Source organism: Brevundimonas sp., assembly GCF_046299535.1.
Lineage (GTDB): Bacteria > Pseudomonadota > Alphaproteobacteria > Caulobacterales > Caulobacteraceae > Brevundimonas.
In genome coordinates this window covers 1-18,295 of record NZ_JBKBIB010000012.1, presented here as the reverse complement: position 1 = coordinate 18,295, position 18,295 = coordinate 1, and the positions used below count along the sequence as shown (strand labels likewise).

Annotated in this window: 24 protein-coding genes, 1 tRNA gene and 1 pseudogene; 4 read left to right on the top strand and 22 right to left on the bottom strand. The window is 67.9% G+C overall.

Going from position 1 to position 18,295, the window contains the following annotated elements; all coding sequences use genetic code 11:
- Nucleotides 1-235 precede the first annotated feature (235 nt).
- A complete protein-coding gene (locus ACK4FB_RS11055) occupies nt 236-445 on the top strand; it encodes an RcnB family protein (protein WP_409751952.1) in 210 nt (69 codons plus the stop codon).
- Nucleotides 446-499: 54 nt separating this feature from the next.
- Here the strand turns inward: ACK4FB_RS11055 and recO are convergent, their stop codons facing one another.
- The 5 genes from recO to ACK4FB_RS11030 form a co-directional block, all read right to left on the bottom strand.
- The gene (gene recO / locus ACK4FB_RS11050; protein ID WP_409751949.1) at nt 500-1,231 is read right to left on the bottom strand and encodes a DNA repair protein RecO; all 732 of its coding nucleotides are present in this window, start codon (nt 1,229-1,231) and stop codon (nt 500-502) included.
- Between the two features lie 189 nt (nt 1,232-1,420).
- Complete coding sequence (gene argC / locus ACK4FB_RS11045; protein ID WP_409751946.1) at nt 1,421-2,356, bottom strand: N-acetyl-gamma-glutamyl-phosphate reductase; 936 nt, start codon at nt 2,354-2,356, stop codon at nt 1,421-1,423.
- A gap of 72 nt (nt 2,357-2,428) precedes the next feature.
- Entirely contained in the window at nt 2,429-2,923 is a 495-nt protein-coding gene (gene rpsI / locus ACK4FB_RS11040) for a 30S ribosomal protein S9 (protein ID WP_409751943.1), read from the bottom strand.
- Nucleotides 2,923-3,396 (bottom strand): 50S ribosomal protein L13, encoded by a 474-nt coding sequence (rplM, locus tag ACK4FB_RS11035; protein ID WP_409752165.1) that lies wholly within the window; start codon nt 3,394-3,396, stop codon nt 2,923-2,925. Before rplM ends, rpsI begins: the two co-directional genes overlap by 1 nt.
- Nucleotides 3,397-3,578: 182 nt before the next feature.
- On the bottom strand, nt 3,579-4,622 hold the full coding sequence (locus ACK4FB_RS11030) for a COX15/CtaA family protein (protein WP_409751940.1): 1,044 nt from the start codon (nt 4,620-4,622) through the stop codon (nt 3,579-3,581).
- A gap of 149 nt (nt 4,623-4,771) precedes the next feature.
- Between ACK4FB_RS11030 and ACK4FB_RS11025 the strand changes: the two genes are divergently transcribed.
- Both ACK4FB_RS11025 and ACK4FB_RS11020 read left to right on the top strand, forming a co-directional pair.
- Nucleotides 4,772-5,023: a transglycosylase gene (locus tag ACK4FB_RS11025; RefSeq protein WP_409751937.1), complete on the top strand. Its 252-nt coding sequence runs from the start codon at nt 4,772-4,774 to the stop codon at nt 5,021-5,023.
- Nucleotides 5,020-5,223: a DUF2842 domain-containing protein gene (locus tag ACK4FB_RS11020; RefSeq protein ID WP_409751934.1), complete on the top strand. Its 204-nt coding sequence runs from the start codon at nt 5,020-5,022 to the stop codon at nt 5,221-5,223. The genes ACK4FB_RS11025 and ACK4FB_RS11020 overlap by 4 nt, the downstream gene beginning before the upstream one ends.
- Nucleotides 5,224-5,280: 57 nt before the next feature.
- On the opposite strand, the gene ACK4FB_RS11015 is transcribed toward ACK4FB_RS11020, so the two are convergent.
- The 7 genes from ACK4FB_RS11015 to ACK4FB_RS10985 all read right to left on the bottom strand — a co-directional run bounded on the left by ACK4FB_RS11015 (nt 5,281) and on the right by ACK4FB_RS10985 (nt 9,325).
- A tRNA-Pro gene (locus ACK4FB_RS11015) sits at nt 5,281-5,357 on the bottom strand.
- A 60-nt stretch (nt 5,358-5,417) separates the two neighbouring features.
- Nucleotides 5,418-5,828 carry a MerR family transcriptional regulator gene (locus tag ACK4FB_RS11010; RefSeq protein WP_409751932.1) on the bottom strand — a complete coding sequence of 137 codons (411 nt, stop codon included), beginning with the start codon at nt 5,826-5,828 and terminating at the stop codon, nt 5,418-5,420.
- 2 nt (nt 5,829-5,830) lie between these two features.
- Complete coding sequence (locus ACK4FB_RS11005) at nt 5,831-6,130, bottom strand: integration host factor subunit alpha (protein WP_409751929.1); 300 nt, start codon at nt 6,128-6,130, stop codon at nt 5,831-5,833.
- An 81-nt stretch (nt 6,131-6,211) separates the two neighbouring features.
- Entirely contained in the window at nt 6,212-7,189 is a 978-nt protein-coding gene (locus ACK4FB_RS11000; RefSeq protein WP_409751926.1) for a beta-ketoacyl-ACP synthase III, read from the bottom strand.
- A complete protein-coding gene (gene plsX, locus ACK4FB_RS10995) occupies nt 7,186-8,235 on the bottom strand; it encodes a phosphate acyltransferase PlsX (RefSeq protein ID WP_409752162.1) in 1,050 nt (349 codons plus the stop codon). Before plsX ends, ACK4FB_RS11000 begins: the two co-directional genes overlap by 4 nt.
- 119 nt (nt 8,236-8,354) lie before the next feature.
- The gene (locus ACK4FB_RS10990; protein ID WP_409751923.1) at nt 8,355-8,876 is read right to left on the bottom strand and encodes a YceD family protein; all 522 of its coding nucleotides are present in this window, start codon (nt 8,874-8,876) and stop codon (nt 8,355-8,357) included.
- Nucleotides 8,873-9,325, bottom strand: coding sequence for a ubiquinol-cytochrome C chaperone family protein (locus ACK4FB_RS10985; RefSeq protein WP_409751920.1), 453 nt, complete (start codon nt 9,323-9,325; stop codon nt 8,873-8,875). Before ACK4FB_RS10985 ends, ACK4FB_RS10990 begins: the two co-directional genes overlap by 4 nt.
- Nucleotides 9,326-9,499: 174 nt before the next feature.
- On the opposite strand from ACK4FB_RS10985, the gene bamE reads away from it, so the two are divergent.
- Nucleotides 9,500-9,982, top strand: a complete 483-nt coding sequence (bamE, locus tag ACK4FB_RS10980; protein ID WP_409751917.1) for an outer membrane protein assembly factor BamE — start codon at nt 9,500-9,502, stop codon at nt 9,980-9,982.
- Nucleotides 9,983-10,087: 105 nt separating this feature from the next.
- Here bamE and ACK4FB_RS10975 read toward each other — a convergent pair whose 3' ends face one another.
- The 10 genes and pseudogenes from ACK4FB_RS10975 to glyA form a co-directional block, all read right to left on the bottom strand.
- Nucleotides 10,088-12,238 (bottom strand): sodium-translocating pyrophosphatase, encoded by a 2,151-nt coding sequence (locus ACK4FB_RS10975; RefSeq protein ID WP_409751914.1) that lies wholly within the window; start codon nt 12,236-12,238, stop codon nt 10,088-10,090.
- A 165-nt stretch (nt 12,239-12,403) separates the two neighbouring features.
- Nucleotides 12,404-12,829: a hypothetical protein gene (locus tag ACK4FB_RS10970; protein ID WP_409751911.1), complete on the bottom strand. Its 426-nt coding sequence runs from the start codon at nt 12,827-12,829 to the stop codon at nt 12,404-12,406.
- A gap of 46 nt (nt 12,830-12,875) precedes the next feature.
- Nucleotides 12,876-13,916 carry a thiamine-phosphate kinase gene (gene thiL / locus ACK4FB_RS10965; protein ID WP_409751910.1) on the bottom strand — a complete coding sequence of 347 codons (1,041 nt, stop codon included), beginning with the start codon at nt 13,914-13,916 and terminating at the stop codon, nt 12,876-12,878.
- On the bottom strand, nt 13,852-14,376 hold the full coding sequence (gene nusB, locus ACK4FB_RS10960) for a transcription antitermination factor NusB (protein WP_409751908.1): 525 nt from the start codon (nt 14,374-14,376) through the stop codon (nt 13,852-13,854). Before nusB ends, thiL begins: the two co-directional genes overlap by 65 nt.
- Nucleotides 14,373-14,831 (bottom strand): 6,7-dimethyl-8-ribityllumazine synthase, encoded by a 459-nt coding sequence (ribH, locus tag ACK4FB_RS10955; protein ID WP_409751905.1) that lies wholly within the window; start codon nt 14,829-14,831, stop codon nt 14,373-14,375. The genes nusB and ribH overlap by 4 nt, the downstream gene beginning before the upstream one ends.
- Nucleotides 14,828-15,973, bottom strand: a complete 1,146-nt coding sequence (gene ribB / locus ACK4FB_RS10950) for a 3,4-dihydroxy-2-butanone-4-phosphate synthase (RefSeq protein WP_409752159.1) — start codon at nt 15,971-15,973, stop codon at nt 14,828-14,830. Before ribB ends, ribH begins: the two co-directional genes overlap by 4 nt.
- Nucleotides 15,973-16,563 carry a riboflavin synthase gene (locus ACK4FB_RS10945; RefSeq protein WP_409751901.1) on the bottom strand — a complete coding sequence of 197 codons (591 nt, stop codon included), beginning with the start codon at nt 16,561-16,563 and terminating at the stop codon, nt 15,973-15,975. Before ACK4FB_RS10945 ends, ribB begins: the two co-directional genes overlap by 1 nt.
- Before the next feature lie 2 nt (nt 16,564-16,565).
- Nucleotides 16,566-17,192 (bottom strand): RibD family protein, encoded by a 627-nt coding sequence (locus tag ACK4FB_RS10940; RefSeq protein WP_409751898.1) that lies wholly within the window; start codon nt 17,190-17,192, stop codon nt 16,566-16,568.
- Entirely contained in the window at nt 17,192-17,662 is a 471-nt protein-coding gene (gene nrdR, locus ACK4FB_RS10935; RefSeq protein ID WP_409751895.1) for a transcriptional regulator NrdR, read from the bottom strand. Before nrdR ends, ACK4FB_RS10940 begins: the two co-directional genes overlap by 1 nt.
- A gap of 9 nt (nt 17,663-17,671) precedes the next feature.
- A pseudogene (glyA, locus tag ACK4FB_RS10930) lies at nt 17,672-18,295 on the bottom strand (serine hydroxymethyltransferase); the annotation flags it as partial.

The following is an 18,295-nucleotide window of genomic DNA, read 5'->3' as shown; positions in this document are numbered from 1 at the left end:
GAACCGGCGCGATGACCGGCGGGACTGGGGACAGGATCGTCGCGGGGGGCGTCCGGACGCACGACGCGACCGACGCGATTACAACGAGTTCCGCCAGCGCTGGAACCGTGACCAGTGGCGCCGGGACTGGCAGCGTCGCCAGCACGCCAACTGGTGGCGGCAACATCAGTGGTTCCGGGGATACTCCGGCCTTCGCGTCGGCTTCTATTTCGCGCCCAGCTACGGCTACTATCAGGTGCCGCGACAATACTGGGGCCAGCGTTGGTCTGCGGGTCATTATCTTCCCAGCACCTTCTGGCGCTATCGGGTCAACGACTACCGCTTCTACGGGCTCGGCTATCCGCCGGCCGGAACCATGTGGGTGCACGTGGACAACCACATCTATCTGATCGACCAGTATGACGGCTACATCATCGAGGTGATCTACGACGCCTGGAACTGGTAGTTTCAAGGGGCCCGGCGGATCGATCCGTCGGGCCCTTCCGGCGCCGAAGTCCGGCTACAGCCGGCCGGCCTCGGCCAGCTTGTCCAGCATCCACACGCGCGCGGGCGGCAGGGGCTTGTTGAACGGGTGGAACACGAAGGTCTCCAGAAAGTGGCCGGTCAGGTCCAGGCCTGCCTTCACATCGCCTGCGCCCAGCCCCGCCTGCGCCCCCAGCATGAAGGGCGGCAGGGTCAGCAGTTTGTCGGCATAGGGCGCACCCGCCGCGCGGCTGACCGCCCGGCCCGTGCGCGGGCTGACCCAGACCAGGTCGTCCGCCGAGCCGGTCGACGCGCACTTTGACAGGTCCAGACCGAAGCCCAACTCCTCCAGCAGCCCGGCCTCGAAACGAACGAACACGGCGGGCCAGATGTCGGGGAAGGCGAACGACGCCATCAGGGCCTCGAAGGCCAGGAACGCCCCCGGATGCGGCTCGCGCTCGGGCAGCGAGCCCTGCGCCACCGCCGCCGCCGCGTTCAGCCCGGTCAGGGCCAGCGGGTCGTCGAACAGGGCCGCCGGCCCCTCGCCCACCGGCTCCAGCTTCGCCGAGCCCAGATGCTCCGAGGTCCGCGCCCGGTAGTCGGCTGCGACACGCGCGCCCGGCTGCAGGAACGGCTTCATGCGCCGCGACGCCCCGCCCGCCACATAGGCCGCATGGCGCCCGTGTAGCTCGGTCAACAGCTCAACCACCACGCCGGTGTCCCCGTGCGCGCGCGCCGACAGCACAAAGGCGTCGTCCTGGAATTCCATCAGAACAGCTCTCCTCTCCATCGGCGCGATGGGGAGGTGGCGCGGGCGCGGCTCAGCGCCCGTGACGGAGGTGGCGACTCGATTTCAACCAGGGACATCCCACACTCTTACCGCCTGCGCCGCCCCCTCCACCACCCCGCTTCGACGGGCAGTCCCCCTCCCCACGCCATGAGAAGGAGACAGGACGGGTCAGGACAGGCCCGTCCCCTCGTCCAGCCCCAGCATCAGGTTCAGGTTCTGCACCGCCGCGCCGGAGGCGCCCTTGCCCAGATTGTCCAGCAGGGCGACCAGCCGCGCCTGGGCCCCGCTGCGGTCGCCGAACACGTGCAGCCGCAGGCGGTTGGTGCCGTTCAGGCCCTCGGGCTCGATGCCGGTCATGGCCTCGGTGGTCTCCAGGTCCGCCACCTCCACAAACCGGGCCCCCGCATAGGCCTCCACCAGCGCCCCGTGCAGGCGCTCGATGGACGGCGTCTCCGGCAGGGCCGACAGGTGCAGCGGAACCTCCACCAGCATGCCCTGGCGATAATTCCCCACGGCCGGCGCGAACAGCACCGGCCGGCTCAGCCCCGCATGCCGCGTCATCTCCGGCACATGCTTGTGGGTCAGGGTCAGGCCGTAGGCGCGGTGGGCGGTGGCCGCCCCCTCCCCTTCGAACTCGGCGATCATGGCCTTGCCGCCTCCGGAATAGCCGCTGACCGCATTGACGTTGACCGGATGATCCGCCGGGACCAGCCCGGCCCTCACCAGCGGCCGCGTCAGGGCGATGAAGCCGGTAGGATAGCAACCGGGGTTCGACACCCGCGTCGATCCCGCCACCGCCGCGCGCTGGTCCGCGTCCATCTCGGGAAAGCCATAGGTCCAGCCGGGCGCGACCCGATGGGCCGTGGAGGCGTCGATCACCTTCACCGCCGGGTTCTCGATCATGGCCACAGCCTCCCGCGCCGCATCGTCCGGCAGGCACAGGATCACCGCATCGGCCCCGTTCAGCGCCTCGCGCCGCGCGTCCACATCCCGCCGCCGGTCACCGAGCAACAGCAGCTCCAGATCAGAGCGCGCCTCCAGCCGTTCCCGGATCTCCAGCCCCGTGGTCCCGGCCTCGCCGTCGATGAAGATGGTGTGGGTCATGGTCGATCCAGCAAAGAAAAAGGGCGCCCCGGGTCTCCCCGAAGCGCCCAAAATCCAAACCGCGTGAGCGGCTTAGCGCTTCGAGAACTGGAAGCTGCGGCGGGCCTTGGCGCGGCCGTACTTCTTGCGCTCGACCACGCGGCTGTCGCGGGTCAGCAGGCCATGCGGCTTCAGCACCTTTCGCAGGTCCGGCTCGTAGTGAGTCAGGGCCTTGGAGATGGCGTGGCGGATGGCGCCGGCCTGGCCGGACAGGCCCGAGCCCTCGACCGTGGCGATCACGTCGAACTGGCCTTCACGGTCGGTCAGCTGCATGGGCTGGACGATCATCATGCGCAGCACGGGGCGGGCGAAGTACACTTCCTGATCCCGACCGTTGATGGTGATCTTGCCCGAGCCGGGCTTGATCCAAACGCGGGCGATGGCGTTCTTGCGCTTGCCGGTGGCGTAGGCGCGGCCCTGGGCGTCGATCTGGGGCTCGCGGATGATGGCCTCTTCCGCGGCGGTTCCCATGCCCTTCAGGGCGTCGAAGCCGGTGGCGGCCGTCGTTTCGTTGGTCACGTCGGTCATTACTGGCTCCGGGTGTTCTTGGGCGAGGCCGACTTGAAGTCGATGGTCTCGGGCGACTGGGCCTGATGGGTGTGCTCGGCGCCGGCGAACAGGCGCAGGTGCGTCATCTGCTTGCGGGCCAGGGGGCTTTCCTTGGGCAGCATGCGCTCGACGGCCTTTTCCAGCACCCGCTCGGGGAAGCGTCCGCCCAGGACCTTTTCCGGGGTCGTGGACTTGATGCCGCCGGGGTGGCCGGTGTGGCGGTAGTAGACCTTGTCGGTCGACTTCTTGCCGGTGAACACCACCTTGTCGACGTTGGTCACGACGACATAGTCGCCGCAGTCAACGTGCGGGGTGTAGTCCGGGCGGTGCTTGCCACGCAGGCGGTTGGCGATGAAGGTCGCGAGACGGCCCACAACGACGCCCTCGGCGTCGATATGGATCCACTTCTTCTCGACCTCGGCCGGCTTCAGGGAAGCCGTGGTGGTCTTCAACATGGTCAGGTGTCCTGAGGCGAAATCGGGTCGCGGACGCAGATCGTGGGACCGACGCCGCTCGGAAGCGGGGTCAATAGAGGGGGCGACCGCGTTCGTCAACGGCGTTATTCAGCGTCAAATCAGCCTACACATCTGTAATCTATCAATTTTTTGGATACGGTATTAAAATACCAGGCAATTCAGCCGAACATTCGCGGCTGGGACCGCCGCACCAGCCACAGATTCACCGTCGCGGCGCCCAGCACAACCGCCGCGCCCGCCTGATGGAGCACGCCCAGCGACAGCGGCACGGCGTGCATCAGGGTGGCGATCCCCAGCACCGCCTGGGCCCATACCAGCGCCAGCAGCACCCAGGCCGAGGCCCCGGCGCCCTGCGCCAGCTTCGCGCGGATCACCTGCACCGCATAGACCGTGGTCAAGGCCAGCAGCCCGTAGGCCATGATCCGGTGATTGAACTGGACCAGCGCCTGATCGTGCAAAAACGCCAGCGCCCCCTGCCCCCAGTTCACCGGCGCGATGACCATGCCGTTCATCAGCGGCCAGTCCGTATAGACCATGCCCGCCCTGGACCCCGCCACCAGCCCGCCCAGCAGACTCTGGATGAACACCACGCCCAGCACGGCGGCTGCGAACCGGCTCCACCCGGCGGGCGAGCGCGTGCGGTCCTCGCCGAACCACGCCTCCAGCCCCGTCCAGATCAGGCCCATGAAGATGACGAAGGCCAGGCCCAGGTGAACCGTCAGGCGCTCGGGCGCCACGTCGACCCGCTCGCTAAGCCCGGACGACACCATCCACCAGCCGATCAGGCCCTGCAGCCCGCCCAGCGCCAGCAGCACCACGCAGCGCAGCACCAGCCGGCCGGGGACCATCTTCAGGGCCAGGAACACAAGGAACGGCAGGGCGAAGGCGAGGCCGATCAGGCGGCCCAGCTGGCGATGGATCCACTCCCACCAGAAGATGCCCTTGAACTCGCCCAGGGTCATGCCGGCGTTGACCTGCTGGTACTGGGGGATTTCCCGATACAGGGCGAAGGCCTCGTTCCAGTCCGCCTCGTTGAGCGGGGGAACCGCGCCCATGATGGGCTTCCACTCGGTGATGGACAGGCCCGAGCCCGTCAGCCGGGTGATCCCGCCCACCACCACCATGGCGAACACCAGGGCGGCCACGCAGAACAGCCAGATCGCTACCGGACGCGAGCGATCCCATGCGGAAAAACGGTTCATTGGACAGCCGTCGTTCACTAAAGGAGTAAAGATCGGACCGTGCGACCCGATGTTTCCCCTATGCCCACGGAATGGCGTAAGGACCAGTCGCAAATCCGCACAGCGACATGCGGTCGCTTCGGGCGATCGCCGCAATCACGGAGCGAGACGTGCAGTATCTGGACATCATCCTGGCGGTCACGGGCGCCCTGGCCTTGGGCTGGGTCGCCGACCTGCTGACCGGCGGACGGGGCATCGCCCGCACCCTGCTGGCGTCCCTGACCGGCGCGGCCTGCGGCTGGTTCCTGGCGGTTCGGGTGTTCGGCGCCCACCCCATGGGCGACATCCGCTGGGTCGCCTGGGCCATGGCCGGATCGGTGATCGTGCTGCTGGTCTATTTCCTGACCCGGAACAAGCGATGACCGCCATGCCCGGACGCACCCGCCGCATCATCGCCGCCTTCGCCACCCTGACGTTTCTGGCGTTCTACATCTGGCTGGCCACGGTGGTGGCCGACGCCCTGCCGGACAGTTTCTGGATCGACCTGATCTTCTACCCCCTGGCCGGAACCCTGTGGGGCGTGCCCCTGATCCCTCTGCTGAAGTGGGCTGAGCGAGGTTAGGCAATCGCGGGGCCGCTCGAAAGCGGCCCCGGATCGATCCATTTCATTTTCAGGAAATGGTCGGAGCGACAGGATTCGAACCTGCGACCCCTTGACCCCCAGTCAAGTGCGCTACCAGGCTGCGCCACGCTCCGAAGGCGCTCCCTATAGACGGGCCGCCGCGCGCCCGCAAACCCTAATCGAGAAGAATTCCGTCAGCGCCGCAGCACGTGGTCCAGACGGGCCCGCGCGGCCTCCAGATCGGCCAGAACGGCGCGTAGGCGGGCCGTGTCGCGCCCCGCGGCGGGCCGGGCCGGGACATGATTCGATTCGGTCGACGGCGTGAAAGCGGCGTCCTCGCCGCTAAAGCCAGCGACCGCCTTGAGGCCCCGGTCCTTGTGAAGCCGCTGGACCCCCTTGATGGTGAGGCCCTGCTCATGCAGCAGACGCCGGACGCCCCTCAACACCGCAATGTCGTCGGGGCGATAAAACCGGCGTCCGCCGGCGCGCTTGAGGGGCGCCACGAAAGCGAATTTCGTCTCCCAGAACCGCAGGACATGCTGGGGAACCCCGACCTCTTCGGCCGCTTCCGATATGGTGCGGAAGGCGTTGGGGCCCTTGGTCATGATCACTCGGCGGCGGCGCCGTCCACCTTGGTTTTCATGATCTGCGAAGCGCGGAAGCTGATGACCCGACGGGGCGTAATGGTTGCGGGGGCCCCGGTCTTGGGATTGCGGCCCATGCGGGCGCGCTTCTCGCGCACCTGGAACACGCCAAACCCGGACAACTTGACCGTCTCGCCCCGCTCAAGGGAATCCACGATCAGGTCAAGGGTCCGCTCGACGAGGTTGGAGCACTCCTGTCGCGACAGGCCAAGTTCCTCATGAACCGCCTCGCACAAATCCGCGCGCGTCACAGTTTCGGCCATCGGTTGCTCCCCTCCATCAGGCCCCGGGTGGTTCGCCATGTGACGACAATATGCGCCAGAGTCAAAGCGCAACCGCCTGTTTTACATCCTTAACGCCACCGCGCCCCAGGTCAGCCCGCCGCCCATGGCCTCCATCAGAACCAGGTCGCCGGGCTTGATCCGGCCATCCTTGACCGCCGTGTCCAGCGCCAGCGGAATTGAAGCCGCAGACGTGTTGGCGTGATCGGCCACGGTCAGGATGACCTTGGCCTCGTCCAGACCCAGACGGTCGCCCACCCCCTTGATGATGCGCTGGTTGGCCTGATGCGGCACGAACCAGTCCACGTCGGCGATCTCGATATCGGCCGCCTTGCAGGCGGCGGTGACCGCCTCGGCGATGTTCACCACCGCGTGGCGGAACACCTGATTGCCGGCCATGCGCAGGTGGCCCACCGTACCGGTGGAGGCCGGGCCGCCATCCACGTAAAGCAGGTCCGTCTTGTTGCCGTCGCAGCGCAGGGCGAACCCCAGCACGCCCCGGTCGGCGGGTGTCCCCTGCCCTTCCACGGGCTCCAGCACCACCGCGCCCGCCCCGTCGCCGAACAGCACGCAGGTGGACCGGTCGGTCCAGTCCATAAGGCGCGTCATCTCCTCGGCGCCGATGACCAGGGCGCATCGGGCCAGACCCCGCGCCACGAAGCCGTCCGCCACGCTGAGCGCATAGACGAATCCAGAGCACACCGCTTGGATGTCGAAGGCGTTGCACACCGGCGCCCCCAGCTTGCGCTGGACGATGGAAGCCACCGACGGGAAGGTCATGTCCGGGGTGGTGGTGGCCACCACGATCAGATCGATGTCCGCCGCCGTGCGCCCCGCCGCCTCGAGCGCGCGAAGGGCCGCCTGGACCGCCAGATCGCTGGTGGGCTGGTCGTCTGCAGCCTTGTGCCGCTGGCGGATGCCGGTGCGCTCGACGATCCATTCGTCAGTGGTGTCCACGAATTTGGACAGATCCTCATTGGTGACGATGTTGTCGGGCAAATAGGAACCCACGCCGGTCACGGCGCTGCGCGTAACGCTCACGAAACTGTCTCCACCGGTTCTGGCGGGGCGCTGTGGAGCACCGCGTCCAGCCGTTTCAGATTGGCCCCCACCTTGGCCGTGTAGTCGCTGCGCGCCAGATCGACGGTCACGCGGATGGCGTTGCCGAACCCCCGGGCGTCAGCGCCGCCGTGGCTCTTCACCACAATGCCGTTCAGCCCCAGCAGCGGGCCGCCGTTGATGGAGCCCGGGTCGATCCGCGCCCGCATCTGCTTCAGCGCCGGCAGGGCCAGCAGCGCGCCCGCCTTGGCCTGAAGACTGGAGGTCAGCGCGTCGCGCATGATCTGGGAGATGAACCGCGCCGTCCCCTCGGCGGTCTTGAGCGCGATATTGCCGGTGAAGCCGTCGGTGACCACGACGTCCACGGTCCCCTTGGCGATGTCATCGCCCTCGACGAAGCCGTGGTAATTCAGGCCGAAGGGATTATCCCTCAGGATGGCGGCGGCCTCGCGCACCTCCTCGTGGCCCTTCATGTCCTCGGACCCCACATTCAGGATGCCTATGGAGGGGTTGGTCGAACCATGGACCGCAGCGTGAAACGCCTCGCCCATGATGGCGAAATCCACCAGTTGTTCTGCGTCCGAGGTGATGTTGGCGCCCACGTCCAGCACGGCGGTGATGCCGTTCAGGGTCGGCCAGCTGGCCACGATGGCCGGCCGCTCCAGCCCCGTAGCGGACATGCGCAGCAGCAGCTTGGAAATGGCCATCAGAGCGCCGGTGTTGCCGCCGGACACCGCGCCCGCCGCCTCGCCGTCCTTCACCGCCTCTATGGCGTTCCACATGGACGAGCCCTTGCCACGACGCATGGCCTGGGCGGGCTTCTCGTCCATGGCGATGACCTTGTCCGTCGCGCGGATCTCGCAGACGTCGCCGAGACCCGCCTTTTTCACCTCGGCGGCCAGAGCGGCTTCGTCGCCGTGCAGCAGGAAGCGAATCCCCTCGCCGCCGTGCTGCTTGAGGTATTCGCGGACGCCGCCCACGGTCACGGGCGGTCCATGGTCGCCGCCCATGCCGTCAAGCGAGATGATCAATGATGACGCCAACTTGGATGTCGCTCCGTGCGCCCGCCCTGCCAGGCGGCGCTTCGTGGTTCGAGGCGCGCCACGATAGCGGCCTCGTTCGATGATGGAAACCGCCTGACGTAACGTCAGGTGTCGCCGGAAGAGTCCGGCTGCCTGAACTGTTTCAGGACGGCGAAGGGCGATTCCTCGGCTGGCTGATCAGGCGGCTCGAATACCGCCCCGGGCTTGCGGGGAAACGGATCCAGCGCCAGGGCCAGGTGCTCCACTGCATAGACGCCCAGATCGATCACACCGTCCTCGACCACGTCGGGACCGTCGTCTTCGGGATCCACGTCCACCTCCAGCGGCGCGCGCGGGTCGGCTTCGACCATGTGGATGGCGAATGATTCGTCGATGTCAGCGGGCAGCGGCTCCAGCGTCAGACCGCACCGCTGCACCGCATGGGCCGTGACCTGCCCCGACAGGGTCCAGCCCGTATCTGCGGGCTTCACGGTCACGCGCGCCTTGAAAACCGGCAGTTCGATCAGATCCAGCGTCCGGGCGATGCGCGCGCGCGCGGCCTCGTCCGGCTCCAGGTCGCGGGTCACCCCCGCGCCGATCTGGTTCAGACGCAAGGGCTCGCTGAAGGGCGGCGGCGGGAGGGTCATGCGGCCGCCGGCGTCGGACTGGCCCACGCCGGAGCGGTCAGCACGGCTTCGAATGGCTGGTCCGCCAGGGATGCGCGCGTCCGCATGGCGTAGGCGGCCATGAGGCGTGTCTCCGGAGTGGCCGCGCCGGCCTCCAGGATGTTGCGACCCAGCGCCGTCGCCAAGGCCTCTTCATCGCCAGCCACAATGGCCTTTTCATAGGCGGTCATGCGCCCGTACATGGCCTCGCCCAGACGGCGCATCTTCTTGCCCACCGCCACATCGCCGACGCCCAGTTCCCGAAGGGTGTTGTCCAGGGCCGACACATAGGTGTCGAACAGGTCCTGGGCCGTATCCGCGCCCTTCTGGCCTTCTCGCCTCAGCCGCAGCAGCACCAGCAGCACATGCAGGGTGTAGAGCTCGAACCGTGCGTCTATGCGGTCAGGCACGCCCATTTCCGTGTAGAACACGGGACTCCGGGCCTGGGCGGCGCAGGTGGCGTACAGCCGTTCAGCTGCTTGTCTGGACGGCCTGGATTTAAACAAATTCCGCAGCAACTCTTGGCCCCTTGTCCGGTCTCGGCGTTGAACTAATGCTCCGGGACCGCTAGGTCAAAGCCGTCGATCCATTCGAGGTCCGTTTCCATGTCCCGATTCACTCCTGTTCTGATCGCGGCGGCCCTCGCCGCCGGCGCCACGGCCTGTGCGCCCCAGATCGGACGCCACGGCTTTCAGATGATCGACGTCGCCCCCAACGAGATCGAAGCGGGCGTGGACACGCGTGAAACCGTGCTGGCCAAGCTGGGCTCGCCGTCCACCCGATCCACCTTCGAGGGCGAGAGCGTCTGGTACTACATCAGCCAGACCACCGAGCGGTATACCTACAACCCGACCCAGGTGGCCGGCCGCAGCATCACCGAGATCACCTTCGCGGACGGCAGCGACCAGGTCCAGGGCGTGCGCCTTCTCGGCCTGGAAGATGGCCGCCAGATCGCCATGAACGGTCGCGAAACCCCGACCCGGGGCCGCGAACTCAGCGTCATCGAGCAACTGCTGGGCAACGTCGGCCGCGGCCAGTTGCCGCGCACCGAGGATGACGACCCCGGCCGTCGCCGCCCGACGGACTGACAAGGCCCGCTTCGTTTCACCTGATGCAAAAGGAAGCCCCGGAGATTGCTCTCCGGGGCTTTTTGAATGCAGGTCCCGGGCGGCGAGCCGCCCGGGTTTTAACGGTCAGCCGATGTTTCCCGTCGCCAGCACCGCCAGCAGCAAAAGCGCCACGATGTTGGTGATCTTGATCATCGGGTTCACCGCAGGTCCGGCGGTGTCCTTGTAGGGATCGCCCACCGTATCGCCGGTCACGGCGGCCTTGTGCGCCTCCGAGCCCTTGCCGTGCAGAACGCCGTCGGGGCTGGTGTAGCCTTCCTCGATCAGCTTCTTGGCGTTGTCCCAGGCGCCGCCGCCCGAGGTCATGGAGATGGCCACGAACAGACCGGTGACGATCACACCCATCAGCATGGCGCCCACGGCGGCGAAGGCGTTGGCCTTGTCCGGCTGGATCAGCATGACTGCAACGAACAGCACGATGGGCGACAGCACCGGCAGCAGCGACGGCGCGATCATCTCGCGGATCGCCGACCTGGTCAGGATGTCGACCGCCTTGCCGTACTCCGGTTTGACCTCGAAAGTCATGATGCCGGGGTTCTCGCGGAACTGTCGGCGCACCTCGGTCACGACCGATTCGGCCGCGCGGCCCACCGCCATCATGGACATACCGCCGAACAGGAAGGGCAGCAGCCCCCCGAACAGCAGGCCCACCACCACGTACGGGTTGGAGAGGTCAAAGGCGACCGGCCCCATGTCGGCGAAGAACGGATAGTCCGCCGGATTGGCCGAGAAATACCTCAGATCCTCGGTGTAGGCTGCGAACAGCACAAGGGCGCCGAGGCCCGCGGACCCGATGGCGTAGCCCTTGGTGACGGCCTTGGTGGTGTTGCCCACCGCGTCCAGGGCGTCGGTGGAGCTCCGCACGTCGGCAGGCAGACCCGCCATCTCGGCGATGCCGCCGGCGTTGTCCGTGACGGGCCCGAAGGCGTCCAGAGCCACGATCATGCCAGCCACGCCCAGCATGGTGGTCGTGGCGATGGCGATGCCGAACAATCCCGCCATCTGGTAGGTGGCGACGATGCCCACGATGATGGTGAGGGCGGGAAGCGCCGTGGATTCCAGCGAGACCGCCAGACCCTGGATCACGTTGGTGCCATGACCCGAGGTGGAGGCCTTGGCCACCGACTTCACCGGGCGATAGGTGGTGCCGGTGTAGTACTCGGTGATGACCACGATGGCGGCGGTCACCGCCAGGCCGACCACGCCGGACCAGAACAGGCTCATGGCCTCGATGGTCAGGCCGTTGGAGGTGACGACCGGCTCGCTGACCAGCTGGTCGACCACGAACCAGAGGGCCGCAATCGACAGCACCCCCGTGGCGATCAGCCCCTTGTAGAGGGCTCCCATGATGTTGCTGGACTTGCCCAGACGCACGAAGAAGGTGCCGATGATCGAGGTGACGATACAGACCCCCCCGATGGCCAGCGGCAGCAGCATCATGGCCTCCACCAGCGGCGATTCGCGGAAGAAGATGGCGGCCAGCACCATCGTCGCCACGGTCGTCACCGCATAGGTTTCGAACAGGTCCGCAGCCATGCCCGCGCAGTCGCCCACGTTGTCGCCCACGTTGTCGGCGATGGTGGCGGCGTTGCGGGGATCATCCTCGGGAATTCCGGCCTCGACCTTGCCCACCATGTCGCCGCCCACGTCGGCGCCCTTGGTGAAGATGCCTCCGCCCAGACGCGCGAAGATGGAGATGAGCGAGGCGCCGAAGCCCAGGGCCACCAGACCGTCGATGACCTCGCGCCCGACGCGGTCCAGACCCATGCCCTCGGTCAGGAAGGCGTAATAGCCCGCCACGCCGATCAGGGCGCCGCCGGCCACGAACATGCCGGTCACCGCGCCCGCGCGGAATGCAAGGTCCAGCCCGCCCGCCAGGCTTCGGGAGGCCGCCTGGGCCGTGCGGACATTGGCCCGCACCGAGATCAACATGCCCGCATATCCGGCGGCGCCGGACAGCACCGCCCCGATGACGAAGCCGACGGCCGCATATGGGCCGATCAGCAGATAGGCGGCGATCAGGATCACGATCCCGACGATGCCGATGGTGGTGTACTGGCGCTTGAGATAGGCCGAGGCCCCTTCCTGGATCGCCGCGGCGATCTCGCGCATCTTGTCGTTGCCGGCGTCGGCCTTGAGCAGCGACGCGGTCTGGACGGCGCCATACAGCACCCCCAGAAGCCCCGCCGCTATGACCAGCCACAGATATGACGTCATAAGCGTTTCAACCCTTTATGCAGTATCTGCGCGCGGACCCTTGGCGCGGCGTCCTTTCCGGACTTGTCCGCCTTCCGGTCCCCCCGTGCGCACCGGCCGCTGGCTGCGGCCACGCGGGAATTGCGGCAGGAAAGTGCCAAAGGCGATCGACTCGCGCAACAGCGTTTAGTCGGCGCGCATGCCTGTCCGGCGACGGGGGGCCTGATTGACCACTTCTATCGAGGCGACCAGGCCTTCGCCGGCGACCACCCGGGCCGCGGCGAAGGCCGCCGCGATCACCGCCCGCTCGTTTAGGCGGGTCCAGTCGCCTGCAGCGGAAAAATCCACGCGGTGAGCAGCCTTGACCAGGGCGTCGCGGATGAAGGGATCGTGCGGACGGGCCATTTCAGCCGTCTTGCCCGCCGCCAGATGAAGACGCAGATTGAGGAAGACGTAATTCCTCAGACGCCCTTCGCTGATGACCGGCAAGCCCACAGGAACCAGGTTCAGGGTCGCCGCTTCCGGCGGCGCGTCGCTGGACGGCGCGGCGGAGGCCGCCGTCGCGGAGACGGCGAGCACGGTTCCGGCGGCGATGAGGTCACGGCGGCGCATGCAAGCCGTTTAGCCGAGCGGCGTTAGGAAACCGTTTCCTGCGCCTCTAACCGTGCCGCCAGCCCGTCTGCGTGACCTCGACGATCTCGCCGCCGTAGCGTACGACCACGCCCTCCCCCTCCGTCACGACGCCAAGGACCGTCAGGCGCAAATGCCGGGCGTCCGCCTCGCGCTTCAGCCCGTCGATGGCGTTTGGCGCGACGGCCATGATCACTTCATAGTCGTCCCCACCTGTAGCCAGCTCCGTCAGGGCCGCGATGGGATCAACCCGCGTCTCGAGCCAGGCGGTCGCGGCGCGGGACAGGGGCAGCTTCTCGAGGTCGATAAGGATGCCCACCCCGCTCGCCTGGGCCATGTGGCCCATGTCCGCGATCAGGCCGTCCGACACGTCCAGCGCCGCCGCCGCGTACTCACGCACCGCCAGTGCGAAGTCCACCCGCGGTTCCGGCGTCCGGTAGTGAGCGGTCAGGGCTGCGATCCGTTCGTCCTCAAGCGCCAGCTCTCCCCGCGCCGCCTTCAGGCCCAGAAAGCCGTCGCCGATCATGCCCGTCACGACGATCAGATCGCCCGGCGCCGCGCCGGCGCGCGCCACAGCGCGCCCCTGCGGTATCCAGCCCAGGGCCGTCAGGCTGAAGCTGGCCGGTCCCGGCGTGACCACCGTGTCGCCGCCCAGCAGATACACGCCGAATTTCGCCTGATCCTCGGCCAGACCCGCCGCGAAAGCTTCCCGCTCCAACCAGCCCGAAGCCTCGGGCCAGAAACAGGCCAGCAGATAGCCGAACGGCTCTGCCCCCTTGGCCGCCAGGTCCGACAGGTTCACCCGCAGCAGCTTCCTGGCCACCGTGTCCATCGGGTCGTCCGGCAGGAAGTGAACGCTCTCGACCATGGCGTCCTTGGTCAGGATCAGGTCGTGACCCGGACGCGACGGCAGGGCCGCCACGTCGTCGATCAGGCTGCGGCCCCACTGCGGATGCGCCAGAGGCCGGAACAGCCGCTCGATGGTCTCGAACTCGTCCGCCGCATCAACCCCGGGCATCGCGGGCGACGCCGTCCAGGGCGGCGTTGACGAACTTGGCCTCGGCCGCATCGAAGAACGCCTTGGCCAGCTCCACATATTCGTCGATGACGATCTCGCGCGGCACCTCGGGCTTCTCGCGCAGCTCCCACGCCCCGGCGCGCAGCAGCGCCCGCAGGGTGGCGTCCAGCCGCTCGATGCGCCAGCCGGAGGCCAGGCGCGTCACCACGGCGGTGTCGATGGCCTTCTGGCCCGCCACCACGCCGCGCACGATCTCGGCGAACCATACCTCGTCCGCCTCGGCCAGGGGCTCGCCGTCCATGTCGGCGTCAAAGCGGTGGTTGAGGAACTCGTCCACCACCGTGTCCACGCCCTGCCCGCCCAGCTCCATCTGGTACAGCGCCTGCACGGCGGCCAGACGCGCCACGGTGCGGGCCCGGCGCTGGCGCGAGGTCAGGCCGGGCTCGGCCCGCTGCTTCTCGGCCTCGGCCAGCTGGGCCATGACGGACTTCAGGCTGTTGGCCTCGCTCACAGCCGGCCCTCCCTCAGACGACGACGCAGGTCGATCAGGTCCAGACAGGCGCGCGCCGCCCCGCCGCCCTTGTCCCCCTCGGTAAAGCGGGCGCGGGTCCAGGCCTGGTCCTCGTCCTCCACCGTCAGGATGCCGTTGCCGATCGCCAGGCCCTTCAGGCCCAGTTGCATGATGCCCGCTGCGGACTGATCCGCCACGATCTCGAAATGATAGGTCTCGCCGCGGATGACCACGCCCAGCCCCACATAGCCGTCGTAGCGCACGCCCAGCGGGCTGCGGCCCATCTCCTCAGCCTGGGCGATGCCGAGCGGCACCTCGAGCGCGCCGGGCACAGTGGCCACGTCAAACGTGGCGCCCCGCGCGCTCAAGGCTTCCTTGGCCCCCTCAAGCAGCGCGTCGGACAGGTCGTCATAGAACCGTCCCTCGACGATCAGGATACGCAGGGGATCGGTCAAGACTGGGGTTCTCCATCCATGTCACGCCAGCCTGCGATGCGCAGACCGTAACCCTCAATGGCCGTGGGGTTGGGCCGGGTCGAACTCATCACGATCATGTCGCGCACGCCCAGGTCCAGCAGGATCTGGGCGCCCACGCCGTAAGCCTTGAGGGCGCGATCGTTCGCGCCGGGCTTGTCGCCATCCGTCAGCCGTTCGGCAAGCCCCTTCAGCTCGGGGTCGCGCAGAAACACGGTGACGCCCGCGGCCGCGCCGTAGCGCTCGGGCTCGCTGATGGCTTTCAGGGCGCTGGGCACATAGTTCTGGCGCGCCTCCACATGGCCCAGCAGATCGGCGGCGAAGTCCACCTGATGCATCCGCACCAGGGTCGGCTTGTTCGGGTCGACCTGACCGTGGACCAGCGCCACATGCTCCACGCCCTCGATGGCGTTGCGGTACAGCATCAGGCGGAAGGGCCCGCCGTGCACGCTTTCGAACGGCGTCTCCAGCACCCGCTCCACGAACCGCTCCGTGCGGCGGCGATAGGCGATCAGGTCGGCGATGGTGCCGATCTTCAGCCCGTGCAGTTGGGCGAAGGCGACCAGATCCGGCATGCGGGCCATGGTGCCGTCGTCGTTCATGATCTCGCAGATCACCCCGGCGGGCGTCAGGCCGGCCATGCGGCTGATGTCCACCGCGGCCTCCGTATGGCCGGTGCGCACAAGCACCCCGCCGTCCCGGGCCACCAGCGGAAACACATGCCCCGGCGACACCAGATCGTCAGGGCCCCGGTTAGGGTCCACCGCCACCTGCACCGTACGGGCGCGGTCTGCGGCGCTGATGCCGGTGGTCACGCCCTCGCGCGCCTCGATGGAGACGGTGAAGGCGGTGCCCATGCTCTCGCGGTTCTCGGCCGACATGGGCGGCAGACGCAGGCTCCGCGCCCGGTCGGCCGTGATGGCCAGGCAGATCAGCCCGCGCGCATGCTTGGCCATGAAATTGATCTGGTCCGGCGTGGCGAACTGGGCCGGGATGATGACGTCGCCCTCGTTCTCACGGTCCTCGGCGTCCACCAGGATGTAGGGCCGCCCGTTGCGGGCGTCCTCGAGGATGTCCTCGATGGGACTGACGGGGCTGTCGTTCACATTGGCCGCCGGGTGCATCACGCTGTCTCCTGCCAGCGGGCCAAGTAGCGCGCCAGCATGTCGATTTCCAGATTAACGGGGGAATCCGGCGACAACGTCCCCAGGGTGGTCGCCTCCCACGTATGGGGAATGATGTTCAGGTCGAAGGTCCGTCCGTCCACGCCGTTGACGGTCAGGGACACGCCATCAACCGTGATCGAGCCCTTGGCGGCGATAAAGCGATGCAGCGGCGTCGGCGCCTCCACCACCACCCGGTGCGATCCGCCCTCCGGCGTGATGGAGACCACGCGCCCGACCCCGTCCACATGCCCCGAGACGATGTGGCCGCCCATCTCGTCGCCCAGTCGGGCCGCACGCTCCAGATTGACGCCGGTCCCTTCGGTCCAGCCACCCAGGGTCGTCTTCGACAGGGTCTCGCCCGACACCTCCACCGCGAACCAGTCGTCGCCCCGCTCCACCACCGTCAGGCAGACGCCCGAGTGACTGACGGACGCTCCAATATCAATGGTTGACGGATTCCACCCCGTGGCGATCTCGAAGCGCCGGTCGCGCTCGGTCTGGCGGACGCTCCTGACGCGGCCGATATCGGTGACGATTCCAGTGAACATTTCTATCGCGCTCGCTCGTAACGCTCCCACAGGTCGGGGCCCAGAGGCTCAACCGCAAGGCGCCGGAAGCGCGGCGCGTCGGAAAGCTGCGCCATGGCCAACGCCGCCACGCACGGCCGCCCGTCGCCGCCCAGCAGGATCGGGGCCCGGAACCATTCCAGGGCGTCCACTGCATCGGCCGCGATGAACGACGCCGCCACCTGCCCGCCGCCCTCGATCAGGACCGAGCCGACGCCGTGCCGCTTCAACGCCTTCAGGACAGCATCGACGGCGGGACGACCGTCCCCGCCGGCCTCGACCTGCTCGACCATTGCACCGCCCACCGGGCGAGGCTCGGCCGCCGTCAGGATCAGTGTCCCCTCACCCGCCAGCTTCGCCGTCGCCGGCGTTCGCAGGCGGCTGTCCAGCACCACGCGCAGCGGCTGGTCCACCGGTCGTCCCGGCAGGCGCACGGTCAGTTGCGGATCATCGGCCAGCACCGTCTGGACGCCTGCGAGCACGGCGTCATGAGCAGCCCTGAGGCGGTGGCCCTGCTCGCGCGCCGCCTCGCCGGTGATCCACTTTGACTCGCCTGTAGCCGTGGCGATGCGGCCGTCCAGCGAGGTGGCCAGTTTCAGGATGACGCGCATCACCGATCCTTGTCGGGATCGCTGAATCCTTCAGAACCCAGGAATTTCGCGAAGTCGCCGGTGTGGCGGAAATCCTTGTAGACCGAGGCGTAGCGCACATAGGCCACCTCATCGACGCCCTTCAGCGCCTTCATGATGAAGTCGCCCACGGTCGAGGACTGGATCTCGGTTTCGCCCAGGCTCTCCAGCTGGCGCACGATGCGGCTGACCAGCTGTTCGATCTGGTCCGGGTCCACAGGGCGCTTGCGCAGGGCGATGCCCAGCGAGCGCTCCAGCTTCATGCGATCAAACGGGGTGCGCCGCCCGTTGCGCTTGACGATGACCAGTTCGCGCAGTTGCACCCGTTCAAAGGTGGTGAAGCGTCCGCTGCAGCCCGGACACGCCCGGCGGCGCCGGATGGCCGCGCCGTCGTCCGACGGGCGGCTGTCCTTCACCTGGGTGTCCGGGTTTCCGCAGAAGGGGCACTTCATGGCCGGGGCCTACCGGTAGATGGGGAAGCTGTGCGTCAGCTCCCGCACCTGGGCCGCGACGCCCGCCGCCACCGCCGTGTCCGCCTCGTCGCCGCCCTTCATGGACACGACCACATCGGCGATCCAGTGGCCGATCTGCCTGAACTCGTCCTCGCCGAAACCGCGCGTGGTGCCCGCCGGGGTCCCCAGCCGCACGCCCGAGGTGATGGTGAAGGGCGCGTCGTCGAACGGCACGCCGTTCTTGTTGCAGGTCATCAGGGCCTTCTCGAGCTCGTGCTCGGTGGCCTTGCCGGTCACGCCCTTGGGCCGCAGGTCCACCAGCATCAGATGGCTGTCGGTGCCGCCCGAGACGATGGCCAGGCCACGCTCCACCAGCACGCCCGCCATGGCCTGGGCGTTCTTGACCACCTGCTGCGCATAGCCCTTGAACTCGGGCTTCAGCGCTTCGCCGAAGGCCACGGCCTTGGCCGCGATCACATGCTCCAGCGGCCCGCCCTGCAGGCCGGGGAAGACAGCGGAATTGATCTTCTTGGCGATGTCGCCGTCGTTGGTCAGCACCATGCCGCCACGGGGGCCGCGCAGGGTCTTGTGCGTCGTGGTCGTCACCACATGGGCGTGGGGCAGCGGATCGGG